Consider the following 12203-nt stretch of genomic DNA (forward strand, 5'->3'; position numbering starts at 1 on the left):
CCAATCTGTTCTTTAACGTGATAGCGAAACGCTATGAACAAGGCAGTGTTATTGTGACCAGTAACCTGCCATTCTCGCAATGGTCAACGGCATTCGCTGATGATCAAACCTTAACTGCGGCATTGCTGGACAGGCTGTTACATCATGCGCATATCGTACAAATCAGCGGAAATAGTTATAGGTTAAAAGGCAAAAGAACAGCGGGTGTCATACCGGCAGCAGAAAGTACGTTAAGTTGAAAAGAAGCCAGGGGTGGGTCAAATTTAGATTACCGTTTTAAGCGGTAAGTGGGTCAAAATTGGATTGCCGTTGACATTTATCTTCGTAAGCGCGTTTCGCATGGTCTTTTTTCTGACCATAGCGATTAACATCCCGCGCCCAGCGCTGTTGTTCAATCAGTCCAACAACGTGCTGTTTATCAGGAGCGAATAATAAAACAGAGTGTGCTTGTAGTCCTCTTGAGCTTTTATGCGATGTCGTATGACCCAGTTCATCGGCCACACTATCATGCGAGAATTCAAGTGACGTAGTGTCTTCCAGTGCCAGTAAGCAATTGAATTCTTTACTGGCTTGTAATGTTGCAGCAAAACCTGACTCTGCTATAGCTTGTGCCGAAATATCATCATTACGAACAAAACGATATGCCGCTTCAATCGCAGCGCTTGAATCTAATGCTTGCACAATCGATTTCCCTGTATGAGCGGCTAATTGGCTTGCTAAATTTATCAACCGCTTAGTTCTGCGGATGTCGCTAAGCTGTGCTCGCTCGAAGGTAGTTTTCGCCCATACTGAAGCATCTGTTAAAACCATGGAATATGTCCCAACCATTTTTTATGTCAGGATCAGATCATATGTCTTGCAGTTGGTTCAAAAAAAATTCCCCGGATAAACCGGGGAATTTGTGTAGAAGAGACAGCCTTAATGGAGGCTTTTTTTATCATATACGAATACGCTTCAGGATGGCGTTACTTCGCTTAGCAACAACGATTGTCATCGCTCAACTTAGTATATAGGACGTGTTCCTATCGGCACACAGAAACCAAAATCCTCGTTATATTCATAACCATGTAAGCAATCTTCTGGATCACCAGGAGTGACTGTACCGCTACCACCACCTGAGCTGGAACCACCTGAGCTGGAACCAACAACTATTGATCGCTGAGTATAAGCGCCGCTAGCGTGTTGAACTTTAATAGTATAATTACCCGGGGTCAGCGATTTTGATTTTTCTACGCTGCCGGCAACATCTGCCAATTCTGTAGAAGTGCCATTACCCCAATGGATAGTAAAATCCTGAAACTTTTTGTCTAACTCGTTAGCGACGCAGCTTCTCAACGACGTAGTCAATCGAACGTCCGTACCGCTTACAACCGGACGAATAATTGGCGACAATGCCGTACTAGGATTCAGCAAGTCTTTATAGGCTAAGGCGCCACGATAAAATTCTTTATAGTATCTATCTGTTTTGTAAAGAAAGTACCTTCCTTTAAGGGTAACACCAGCTCTGATATCAGCACTTATAATTCCTGCTTTAACATTTTCATTGCCATACTTTCCATCACCGTCGCCGCATAAATTTCCAACATAGCCGAACAACTTAACGGGTATAGAAGGTTGCAGCCCAACTTCAGCATAAATCGTGCCCCAATAAAGCCTTCCACGAACGGCAGCATTTACATAAGGTTCTATTTCTGCTTTAGCCAAAACTTGATAGCCGATATTGTTCATTCCTAAGCTTTCATTGAAATTGTTGAATGACTCATTTTGCTTAACGCAGTTTCTAGCATCACATACATAACTAAATCTGCCTTCAACATGGACAGGTTTTAACATTCCAACTGCGCCAGAAGCTGACAACTTCAAGTCCCCAGTACCTGCGCGAACATATGTTTTTATATCTACTTGAACTGGAATAAAACCGACCATAAAAATTTGGTCATAAATTTTCGCTTGAAATAACTCAAACTCCCTACCAGTAAAATTTTGGTTTACATTACCTGTTAGCTTCATTGCGCCGTTAAAGCGATAATCTAAACTGGAATCAAGAAAATCAACTCGGACTTTATAAATAATGCCAAACTTCTTCTTATACCGATAATCAAGTTGGGCGTTTACACTAGCGTTGACTGTACCATCCACATCTAAGTTTACAGAACCATAACTATTTCTATAAAGCTCAAACGTTTCATCCAGCGTTTCGTTTATGTTGTTTTTTTGATATGACTTTGTTCTACATCTCCACTTCCTAGGGCATGATGTACCATACTCGCTAGTTAGCGTTGCGGCATCAAACGCATCACTATCAGCTTCAACTGCAAGACCCCATTTTGAGATATATGCATCGGCTTGCGCTTGCGTAGAAATAGCATCAATTTCCTTGTCAACAATCATTAACATACCGGCTGAAGCATCGACAGAAGCACCTACTGAACCTGAAGTTGTAGACGTTCGCTGACTAAATCTAAAAGGTGAATTGAAATCCTGCAGCGCATCTTCAAGTGCAGAGAAAGAAAGCCCTGCATCACGATAAGCTAAACGAGCACCGTCAGCAGAATTAATAAAAAACAGTTCTTTATTGACCTGCTTTCCATTTACACTAATATAACTTAACCGCTTTAACTCATACCCCTGAGTATCCAATGAACCTTGGAGACTTTGATTAATAATAGCCTCTGGATTTCTTGGAGCTAGATGATCATCACCAGATGCAAATACACCAAATGAAAGCAGCAACATTGCTACTTTTATTAATAAAAAAATCACATATTTCACTATTTTACTCCCTATGTTTAAATAGCGAGCAAACTCTATAGATCACCACAATTTAAATCAATAAATATTTTACAATTAACACGACACCTACCTTGATTGCAACAATACAGTTACCACCAAACCACCGTAAGCATGGTTGTGTAGGGTAATGTCACCATGGTGCATATCGACAATCTTTTTAATAATTGCCAGGCCTAAACCAGAACCACCACTGCCGCGAGCCACATCGCCCTGGGTAAACGGTTCAAACATGGCTTTCATTTGCTCTTCCGGAATACCGGGGCCATGGTCACGTATTTGTAAATATATCCGTTTGCGATTGCGTTCAAAACCGGTAGAAATTTCAATATCACCGTCACTATAACGCAGCGCATTTTCTAAAAGATTATTCAATAACCGCTTGATAGCGATCCGTCTTAAAGTTAATTCAGGTATGTCGCTGGCCAACTGCGTGACAATATTGCGTTGTTGCAAATGCTCGGCCTGCACCAGCTCCATGACCAATGTGTTGAGGTTTTCTTTTTGACCAGATTCTTCTTTATGGTGGCGTAGATAATCAATGAATTGGTCAATAATGGCGTTCATGTCATCGATGTCATTAACAATACCATCGCGGATCCAGTTGTCTGGCTCGTTCATCATCTCGGAGGCTAAGCGGATACGCGTAAGGGGTGTGCGCAGGTCATGGGAAACACCGGCCATTAATAGTGCCCGGTCTTGCTCTAACTGACGAATGCCTCGTGCCATGTAATTAAAGGCTTTGGTTACGGCAATCACTTCTGTGGAGCCTTTGTTTTCAGCAAGCGGTGGTGGGAATTCACCTCGCCCTACCTGCAATGCCGCTTGCTGCAAACTTTTTAACGGCCGGTTTAACTGACGGGCAAACAACCAACCGCCGCCCACACTTAACACACCAATCATTAATAAATAAAACGTTAGGGGAGAAAAGTCTGTTTCATCCAGTCCGGTAAGTGGTACTTTTACCCAATAATGCGGTGCTTGCGGAGGGCGCACCCAAAATGCATACGTCTCGCCCTGTGCTACCCGCACCTCGGCCGTACCGCCCAATTCACGCGACATAAGATCAGAAAAATAACCGTAATAACTGGCTTCAGCCAAACCTTGCTGCATGGCTTGCTGCTCGGTATACACCTCAATACCTGTCGCCTGTTGAAAGCGACTTGTTAGCTCTGTAGACAGCACCGGCTGTGCGTGGCCAACATCAATAAACACCACTTTTATTTGTTTGGCGATCAGGTGGTTTATTTGCTGTGTTGTCGGCTTGATAACATAAAATGCCACCGACAGGTACGATACCAATTGATTAATCAACAGCAAAAAGCCGATTAAAAAAACCGTCTGGCCAAAAGCACTACGTGGTAATAACCGCATCTAGGTTACGCTACCATCCGGCACAAACACATAACCCAGCCCCCATACTGTTTGAATATAACGCGGGTTTGCAGCGTCATCCTCCAGCATGCGCCGCAAGCGCGACACCTGCACGTCAATGCTGCGTTCCATGGCAGAATAATCCCGGCCGCGCGCCTGGTTCATCAGTTTGTCGCGGGACAACGGCTCACGCGGGTGGCTGACTAATACTTTTAACACCGCATATTCGCCACTGGTTAGTGGCAATAACTCGTCACCTTTGCGCATTTCTCGGGTGGCCAGGTTAAATTTAAACGGACCAAATTCCACCACGCCCTCTGCCTGGCTGGGTGCGCCAGGTAATTCTTTGCTTTTACGCCGCATTACGGCGCGAATGCGCGCCAATAACTCACGCGGATTAAACGGCTTAGGCAGGTAGTCGTCTGCGCCCATCTCCAAACCAATAATGCGGTCTACCTCGTCGCCTTTAGCGGTAAGCATAATAATAGGAATTTCGTTTTCCTGCTGGCGCAGGCGGCGACAAATCGATAAACCATCTTCACCCGGCAACATTAAGTCCAACACCACTAAATGAAAATTCTCACGCTCCATCAAGCGCTGCATCTGCTCATAGTTGGCCACGCTACGTACAATGTAACCTTGTTCTACTAAATAACGATCGAGTAACGCACGCAGACGCATATCGTCGTCAACAACAAGAATTTTAGGGGTTTCTGAACTGGCCATAGTGAAGTCTCCACAATATTTGCTTCACTATAAACGAAAAAACTGCCGCGGCGAAAAACCTTGGCAGTTCTTTGTGTTACAAAGTTTGTCTGGTTATTTTTGTTCGTTAACCGGTACACGCTTCATCGGTGGGTTCAACCATACCACATGGCCGGTATGCGCCTGGGTACGGGTTAAACTATTTGCCTGTTCGGCTAAATCAGTGTCAACAACATAGGTATAGTTTGCCGGTGCTGTAGAACAGCCTGCTAACGTCATTACTGCTACTGCCATTAATACGCTTATTACTTTGGTTTTCATGCGCTTCGCCTCTTATTACGTCGTAATCCAACTATAGCCAAGGGCGCCGCAGCTGGCTAGCATATTTTTGTGACACCTAAATGACAGCGATGAAATATTATTTAAATAATTTTATGCCATTGTTTATTATAGGTTTATTAATGAAAGCCAACCTTATAAAAAATTCTATCGTCAAATTTATGGCACTGAGATAGCGGCTAAAGGTAAAAAACTGCTACCATCCAACGTAAGAATTTCTGGTATTTAAGCGACGAATGCGCACCAATTTGATCACACCCGAGGGCCTGGAAGCTCTGCAACAAGAGCTGAATTATTTATGGCGCGAACAGCGCCCTGACGTCACAGCCAAAGTAGCCTGGGCCGCCAGTTTGGGTGACCGCAGCGAGAACGCCGACTACAAAGAAAACAAGCGCTTGCTGCGGCAAATAGATTCAAGAATACGCTTTTTGCGAAAGCGAATCGAAGCCGTAAGAGTTGTTGAGTATTCACCACAACAAGACGGCAGGGTGTTTTTTGGCGCCTGGGTCGAGATTGAAAACGAGCAAGGCGAGCAATTAACGTTTCGTATCGTCGGGCCGGATGAAATTTACCGCCGCAAAGATTACATTTCTATCGACTCACCTATGGCGCGGGCGTTGCTGAAAAAAGCTGTGGATGACGACGCACTGGTGCCAACACCGACCGGGCAAAAATTGTGGTTTATCAATAGCATTAGTTATCAAAATACTACCGTTTAGCCGGTTACACCACGAACCTGTCAATCAGCCCATTAAGCTCAGTAGAAAGTTGACGCAAACGCACGCTAAACCCGGCCAGTGACGCGGCTGACTCAGCGCTGTCATCTACAAGGTGCGCCACACTATGCACACTTTCACCCAGGTGCTGTACCACCGAGGCCTGCTCGTCAGTGGCGGTTGCCACTTCACGGTTTAACTGATCTAACTGCTTAATACCATCGACAATGTGCTGCAGTTCAGCCGTAGCAAGTTGCATAGATTTTGCACTGTCACTGGCTTTTTGTTTGCCGTCCTGCGCAATAAGTACTGCACTTTGCGACTCAGACTGCAGTTGATCAATCATTTGTTGAATTTCGTCGGTAGCACTTGCCGCCCGCTGTGCAAGCTGGCGTACTTCGTCAGCTACCACCGCAAACCCCCGGCCTTGCTCTCCTGCGCGCGCAGCTTCAATAGCGGCATTAAGTGCCAACAAATTGGTTTGCTCTGAAATAGCCCGTATAACACTAAGAATAGAGCCAATTTTGTCTGAGTTAGCCGCTAAAGCACCAACTGCTGCAGCAATATTGTCTACCTGCAAAGTAAGCTTTTGCAGGCTGTCGCTGGTAGTGCCAATTACCTCAAGCCCACGGCTGGCGTTTTGGTTGGTGTGATCTGCCGTATCCGCTGCACGCGAGGCATTAGCCGCAACCGCGCCAATGGTATTAGACAACTGTTCAATTGCCGTGGCGATGCCGCTAAGACGGTCGCGTTGCTCAGAGGCTAAATCACTATTTTTGGCCGCGCTGGTGTCTACCTTTGATGCTGAGCTTTGCAGCTCTTCGCTTTGGTTATGTAATTGCGTAACTAACCGATGAATTTTATCGACAAAATTATTAAAACCGCTACCTATCTGGCGCATTTCCAACGCACCATCGGCCGGTAAACGCTGACGTAAATCACCTTCGCCGTCGCCAATGCTCACCAGTGTTTCGGCAACAGAGTGCAAACGACGGGTAAGTGAACTGGCCAAAATCCAGGCCAGTACGCCAGCAATCACAACAGCAGCAAGGCCAGCTAACAATAAGGTATTGCGCAGCGTTTCTACCGGCGCCAGCACTTCAGGTAACGGCACCTGGGCTACCACCGACCAGCTGGTACCTTGCACCGGCACACTCACCAATAATCGCTGCTCTGTGGTTTCGGTAACCAAAGATTTGCTATTGATAAGCTTACCCGCCACGTCAGCACCATAGCGCTGCAGTAAGGTTTGGCCACCAATTTGCTTCGCATCTGGGTGAATAATGACATTACCTGCGCTATCAGCAATATAAACCAAGCCGGTTTCAGCAATACGCACATTACGTAAAAACGTTACCAATTGCTGCAGTGACAACGCAATACCCGACAAACCCCGACCATTCACTTGTTGATAGTTTACGAACATGCGGGTAATACCGTTCGGTTCCGTAAACAAACTTACATTAGTGGGCTGGTTAGAATCTCGAAACGCATAAAACCAACCGTCTTGCTCATGATTTAAGGTGCGTAAAAAACCATCCTGATTCCAATAGCGGGCGCTTTGCCTGTCGGCCCAGGAGGCTGCATCAAGCTGAAGTTGCTGCTTAACATTACGAATTTGCGTTAACAGTAAGGCTTCTTCATCAGCCGGGTAACCCGCCTCTGCCCAGCGCAATATGTAGGGGTTCTCAGCCAGTTGCTGCGTTGCCGCCGTCATCTGATTTATTTGGCCTTCCAGCGTCAAGCTTACCTGGCGCACAACCGAGGGCATTTCATGCTGCAGCATTCGTGTCACTACAAGCTGCCTGGACTGGTTATACGCCAACACTCCCGTAAGGGCTGAGCTAAGCAATATAAGTCCAACCAAGGCCAATACAAACTGCTGCTTTACCGTTAAATTTTTGAAATTACCCATTACATGTACACCTAAACAGCTAAGTTAACCATGCCATCATACTGAAAATATCTTCATGCCTAAAACGTTTTCTACAACCCTGATGCAGGGGCTAAATTCGTCGGGGTCCTGATTGTTCATGCTTACTGCGCAACAGTTAGAGCCGTATTACTGAACACTGAAATATAAAGGGGCCCACTTGGCAGATGTCTAATTGCCACTGCTCTTGTTTCAATTATTTTTTATATCAGAAATTTTCCAGCCTTTGCCGACTCGCTTAAACTCGACGTGTGGCCAGCCATTAATTAGATTTTCCCGCACGACTGTCACTTTGTTCGGCCCATCATGCTCAAACCTCTCAACCTGGCATTCTCTTGAGTAGCCCCAGCCGTAAAACTGAAATCGATCAATAAAGTCATCTTCGCTTTCAGCAAATTGCTGTTTGTATTCGTCTGTCATTAAGGCAATAAGTGACGACACGTTTTTAACGCCATCACTTTTTGTAAACTCGAGAATTTGCTGAACAAAAGCTAAGTAGAGTGTTTTTACATCCGTTATTTCTGTTTGATCTCGTGTGGTGCTCGTTGCGTGGGCAGCTGTTAAAGACGTTACGCTATTAGCGTTATTGTCGTCTTTAACTTTTGAGCTGTACGTATCAGCTATATAACTTCTGCGCGGCAAATCATGCCGGGGCAGCGCACCGCCGGCACGTATACGGTCAACCTCTCGCTTTATAACGTCTGGCAAATTTTCTTGTGCCAAAATTGTGGCTACTTTAGTCGCTACTTCTATTTGCTCCTGGCTGTGCCGCCCGGGCTGGGCCAACACCTGGCCTGATGCTTTTATTAGCCAGCCAAATTCTGGCCGGGGGTAGTAGCCAAGCAATAACGCGTCATGCCAAAAATCAACATGCAGTGACGCAAAGACTTGGGGGGATTGCTGATTTCTTGATAATTGGGGTCAGATTAAAATTAAACAACTGAAATTTCGAAAGTTTAACTTTGATCTGACCCCGTTTATCTTTGATCTGACCCCGTTTATCACTATTTAAAGAGCTACCGACCGCTGATACGCCAGACAAGCTGGCGAAGCTGTTGCCATTCTGATCTCCGTGGCAATCACACCGGGGCGGTGTGGTTGCTGTAACGCTTACAATAGATCTACAGCCCGTGCAACGCACGGGCTTTTTTATCTCAGGCCAACTAGCTTCGCCGTCTTGTTCCTGTAACGCTGCATTAATAACTCATTTTCGTTTTGCATACGTATTCATTTTGCACTCTGCTGCTATTGCGACAATAACTTGCTCTGCCGTATTTTTTTGCCTGTAGTTTTGCTGCTCGGGGGAGTGATGCAAGTCTGCTGTCGGGCGCGGCTTATTATCAACCGAAAATAACAAGGTAGAGAACTATGCTACGAGTTAACTCAGGCTGCCGCTATGCATTGGCAGCACTGGCGCTTTGCTGTGCGTCGGGGGCACACAGCAGTGAGCAGCAACACAGCAGCGATGCGGTGATGTTACAGGGCTTTCACTGGCACTCGCATCAAACTGACTGGTACAACAGCATGCAGGCCAATGCGTCTAGCATTAAGCAACTGGGCGTCAGCCATGTTTGGTTTCCGCCGGTGTCAGATGCCGCTGCGCCCCAGGGCTATTTGCCCAGGCAGCTGAATAATCTTAATTCTGCCTACGGCAGTGCCGCGCAATTACAGGCAGCCACCGCCGCGTTAGCACAACAAGGGGTAAAGTCGGTAGCGGATATCGTGGTTAACCACCGGGTTGGCAGCACTAACTGGGCAGATTTTACTAACCCGAGTTGGGGCCCCTGGGCGGTCACGCGCGACGATGAATGGGGCCAGGGCAGCGGCAACTGGGACAGCGGTGATGGCTATCATGCCGCCCGCGATCTGGACCATAGCAATGCTACAGTGCAGGCCGATATTATCAGCTGGATCAATAATGTGCTTAAACCTGCCGGTTTTAGTGGTATTCGGTTTGACTACTCTAAAGGCTATAGCGCCTACTACGCTGGCTTGTACGCGCGCGCTACCGGGGCTGATTTTTGTGTCGGTGAAGTCTGGACTGATCTGAATTACGACAATGTTGATGGCCACCGCCAGCAATTGGTCGATTTTATTAACGGTGCTGACGGTGATTGCGGCGTGTTCGATTTTACGACTAAAGGTTTGTTAAATCAGGCACTCAATGCCAATCAATATTGGCGGCTTAGCAATAATTATCAACCGGCGGGCGGTATTGGCTGGTGGCCGCAAAAAATGGTGACCTTTGTCGACAATCACGACACCGGGCCATCTGAAATGTGCGGCAATGGCCAGAGTCATTGGCCGGTAGCCTGCAACAAAGTAATGGAAGGTTATGCTTATATCTTAAGCCACCCGGGCATACCGTCAGTTTATTGGGCCCACGTGTACGATTGGAACCTGTATCAGCCCATTCAGGCATTAATAGCGCTGCGCCGCGAGCTTAACATCCGCTCTGACGCCAGTGTCGCGGTACAGGTGGCAGATGCCAGCCGTTATGCCGCTATTGTCGATGGCCGGTTAGCGGTAAAAATTGGCCCTGGCGACTGGAAACCTGGTGCAGGCTGGACTTTAGCACTGAGCGGCGACGGCTATGCGCTGTGGAAAAAATCGACGCCAGACCAGGCTGATTGGCAAAGAACGGTGGTGTTTGTGTATGGCGTGACCGCTGCCGGCCAGGATATGTTTATCCGCGGCGGTATCGATCACAATTATGCTGCGGCGAATCTGGGCCTTAGCTGCACCGCCAGCAACTACCAGTGTGCACTGCCGATCCGGCACAACAACCTGCGTAACCCTACTACCGCGCCCTGGAAGCAAAACGAGCAATATCTGGACTGGTATGGCAGCGAAAGCGGCCAGAGTAGCGCGGCCTTGGGCACGGCAGCCGACTGGACTACTAAACTGTGGCCAGCCAGTTGGGGGGCCAAGCGCACTGTGGCGCTGGATGGCTATGGTGAAGAGCCGTTAAATCAGTATGGCGAGCACTATTGGATGCTGGATGTTCAGATGGACTGCAGTCGCAGCGCCAATGGCTGGTTTGAGCTGAAAACCTTTATCAGTAATGGCCCGGGTTGGGAGGCTGATATTAGCCAGCCCGGTGCGCCTTATGCCAGTGGTAACCATTTTGCCCAATGCGGCAAACTCAATGTGTTCCGCCGCGGCGAGGCACAGCCGGTGACCATCAGTAACTTTTAACCCGTGTTAGCAGCCCGTGTATTGCACGGGCTGTATTACAGCAGAGTTTTGCTAACATACAGCAACAGTATGGCAAGGGCCGACAACAGCAACACGCAAAATGTCAGTACCATGCCAAATACCCGAAACTTTAGCGGCTCTTTCAACTGCTGTACGCCCCAGGCATGGCTCAGGCGTCCCAGCAGCAACGCAATACCCAGAATATGCAGGTATAGTGGCGCCAAGCCGCTGTATTCCGCCAGAAACATCAACAGCAAAGCTAAAGGCACATATTCAGCATACCTCAGGGTCAGGTCTAATGTGATGACTCGCCTCCCATCCTGATTTAGGATGAGGTGACCAAACCAAAAGAGGCGAATCATCATGTCTATCAAAACATTAGGCGTTGATCTTGGCAAGCTCAGTTGTCATGTCATTGGCCAGGATCAACGGGGTAAAAATCGTAGAGAAACGCAAAATACAGCTTGGTAAATTCGCAGAGTACTTAGCGAATCTGCCACCTTGTGCGGTTTTTTTTGAAGCTTGCGGCGGTGCACATCATTGGTGCCGTAAAGCCAGAAGCCTGGGCCATCAAAGTAAAATGATACCTGCTCAATTTGTTAAACCCTTCGTAAAGTCGAACAAGAATGACTTTAACGATGCAGAAGCCATTTGTGAAGCTGCACAGCGGCCAACCATGCGTTTTGCTCATCTACGTAGCGAAGATCAGCAAGCTTTTGGCTGTTTACTTAAACTTCGTGAGCAGCTCGTTGAAGAACGCACGGCCATTAGTAATCAGGCTCATACATTTTTGTTGTATAAATAATTGGGGTCAGATCCTGAGGTATCCCCACAAAATTATTAGCTAAAACAAAAAGATGAACTCAGAAGGAACATTCATGGCGTTCGGTGATCAGATCAATCGCCAAACATCACCGAGACCAAACAGCCATGAATGTTCGCGCTATCTTGACCAATATCGTTTCATTTGTCACACCCAAAATGCATGCAACCAGACAAAAAGCAGTGATTGATTGCGTGCAAAGCCTGGCAAACGGCAGTGCCGCTACCGTCACCAGCATTGGCCGGGGTATTCACTCTAATGCCTATGAAAAACATAACATTAAGCGGGCTGACAGGCTGCTGTCCAATACACATTTATTGCTTGA

Annotated in this window: 11 protein-coding genes and 2 pseudogenes; 5 read left to right on the forward strand and 8 right to left on the reverse strand. The window is 47.0% G+C overall.

The window, feature by feature from the left end; all coding sequences use genetic code 11:
• Positions 1 to 239, forward strand: a 239-nt coding sequence (locus tag H595_RS22865; protein ID WP_037055332.1) for an ATP-binding protein, incomplete at its 5' end; no start/stop codon positions are given.
• 76 nt (positions 240 to 315) lie between these two features.
• Here H595_RS22865 and H595_RS22870 read toward each other — a convergent pair.
• The 5 genes and pseudogenes from H595_RS22870 to H595_RS0118465 all read right to left on the reverse strand — a co-directional run.
• A pseudogene (locus H595_RS22870) lies at positions 316 to 810 on the reverse strand (IS4/Tn5 family transposase DNA-binding protein); the annotation flags it as partial.
• A gap of 192 nt (positions 811 to 1002) precedes the next feature.
• The gene (locus H595_RS0118450) at positions 1003 to 2772 is read right to left on the reverse strand and encodes a hypothetical protein (RefSeq protein ID WP_027672507.1); all 1770 of its coding nucleotides are present in this window, start codon (positions 2770 to 2772) and stop codon (positions 1003 to 1005) included.
• Between the two features lie 87 nt (positions 2773 to 2859).
• Entirely contained in the window at positions 2860 to 4164 is a 1305-nt protein-coding gene (gene envZ / locus H595_RS0118455) for a two-component system sensor histidine kinase EnvZ (protein WP_027672508.1), read from the reverse strand.
• A complete protein-coding gene (gene ompR, locus H595_RS0118460; protein WP_027672509.1) occupies positions 4165 to 4890 on the reverse strand; it encodes an osmolarity response regulator transcription factor OmpR in 726 nt (241 codons plus the stop codon).
• Between the two features lie 93 nt (positions 4891 to 4983).
• The gene (locus tag H595_RS0118465) at positions 4984 to 5190 is read right to left on the reverse strand and encodes a hypothetical protein (protein WP_027672510.1); all 207 of its coding nucleotides are present in this window, start codon (positions 5188 to 5190) and stop codon (positions 4984 to 4986) included.
• A gap of 254 nt (positions 5191 to 5444) precedes the next feature.
• Between H595_RS0118465 and greB the strand changes: the two genes are divergently transcribed.
• Complete coding sequence (gene greB, locus H595_RS0118475; RefSeq protein WP_027672511.1) at positions 5445 to 5927, forward strand: transcription elongation factor GreB; 483 nt, start codon at positions 5445 to 5447, stop codon at positions 5925 to 5927.
• 4 nt (positions 5928 to 5931) lie between these two features.
• Here greB and H595_RS0118480 read toward each other — a convergent pair whose 3' ends face one another.
• Positions 5932 to 7839 (reverse strand): methyl-accepting chemotaxis protein, encoded by a 1908-nt coding sequence (locus tag H595_RS0118480; RefSeq protein WP_027672512.1) that lies wholly within the window; start codon positions 7837 to 7839, stop codon positions 5932 to 5934.
• 210 nt (positions 7840 to 8049) lie between these two features.
• The gene (locus H595_RS0118485) at positions 8050 to 8703 is read right to left on the reverse strand and encodes a hypothetical protein (protein ID WP_027672513.1); all 654 of its coding nucleotides are present in this window, start codon (positions 8701 to 8703) and stop codon (positions 8050 to 8052) included.
• 522 nt (positions 8704 to 9225) lie between these two features.
• Here H595_RS0118485 and H595_RS0118490 point away from each other — a divergent pair.
• The gene (locus H595_RS0118490; protein ID WP_027672514.1) at positions 9226 to 11055 is read left to right on the forward strand and encodes an alpha-amylase C-terminal beta-sheet domain-containing protein; all 1830 of its coding nucleotides are present in this window, start codon (positions 9226 to 9228) and stop codon (positions 11053 to 11055) included.
• A 35-nt stretch (positions 11056 to 11090) separates the two neighbouring features.
• On the opposite strand, the gene H595_RS22875 is transcribed toward H595_RS0118490, so the two are convergent.
• Positions 11091 to 11420, reverse strand: a complete 330-nt coding sequence (locus H595_RS22875) for an MAPEG family protein (RefSeq protein WP_051219985.1) — start codon at positions 11418 to 11420, stop codon at positions 11091 to 11093.
• A 26-nt stretch (positions 11421 to 11446) separates the two neighbouring features.
• On the opposite strand from H595_RS22875, the gene H595_RS22880 reads away from it, so the two are divergent.
• Both H595_RS22880 and H595_RS0118505 read left to right on the forward strand, forming a co-directional pair.
• The gene (locus H595_RS22880; RefSeq protein ID WP_156886025.1) at positions 11447 to 11860 is read left to right on the forward strand and encodes an IS110 family transposase; all 414 of its coding nucleotides are present in this window, start codon (positions 11447 to 11449) and stop codon (positions 11858 to 11860) included.
• A gap of 83 nt (positions 11861 to 11943) precedes the next feature.
• Positions 11944 to 12203 (forward strand): annotated as a pseudogene (locus H595_RS0118505) (hypothetical protein); the annotation flags it as partial.

Origin of the sequence: Rheinheimera baltica DSM 14885 (assembly GCF_000425345.1) — a bacterium.
In the GTDB taxonomy this organism is placed as follows: domain Bacteria; phylum Pseudomonadota; class Gammaproteobacteria; order Enterobacterales; family Alteromonadaceae; genus Alishewanella; species Alishewanella baltica.

Bases quoted from the DNA above. Each gene is read 5' to 3' on its own strand.
- envZ (WP_027672508.1), bottom strand. From the start codon at position 4,164: ATGCGGTTATTACCACGTAGTGCTTTTGGCCAGACGGTTTTTTTAATC.
- ompR (WP_027672509.1), bottom strand. From the start codon at position 4,890: ATGGCCAGTTCAGAAACCCCTAAAATTCTTGTTGTTGACGACGATATG.
- H595_RS0118465 (WP_027672510.1), bottom strand. From the start codon at position 5,190: ATGAAAACCAAAGTAATAAGCGTATTAATGGCAGTAGCAGTAATGACG.
- greB (WP_027672511.1), top strand. From the start codon at position 5,445: ATGCGCACCAATTTGATCACACCCGAGGGCCTGGAAGCTCTGCAACAA.
- H595_RS0118480 (WP_027672512.1), bottom strand. From the start codon at position 7,839: ATGGGTAATTTCAAAAATTTAACGGTAAAGCAGCAGTTTGTATTGGCC.
- H595_RS0118490 (WP_027672514.1), top strand. From the start codon at position 9,226: ATGCTACGAGTTAACTCAGGCTGCCGCTATGCATTGGCAGCACTGGCG.
- H595_RS22875 (WP_051219985.1), bottom strand. From the start codon at position 11,420: ATGATGATTCGCCTCTTTTGGTTTGGTCACCTCATCCTAAATCAGGAT.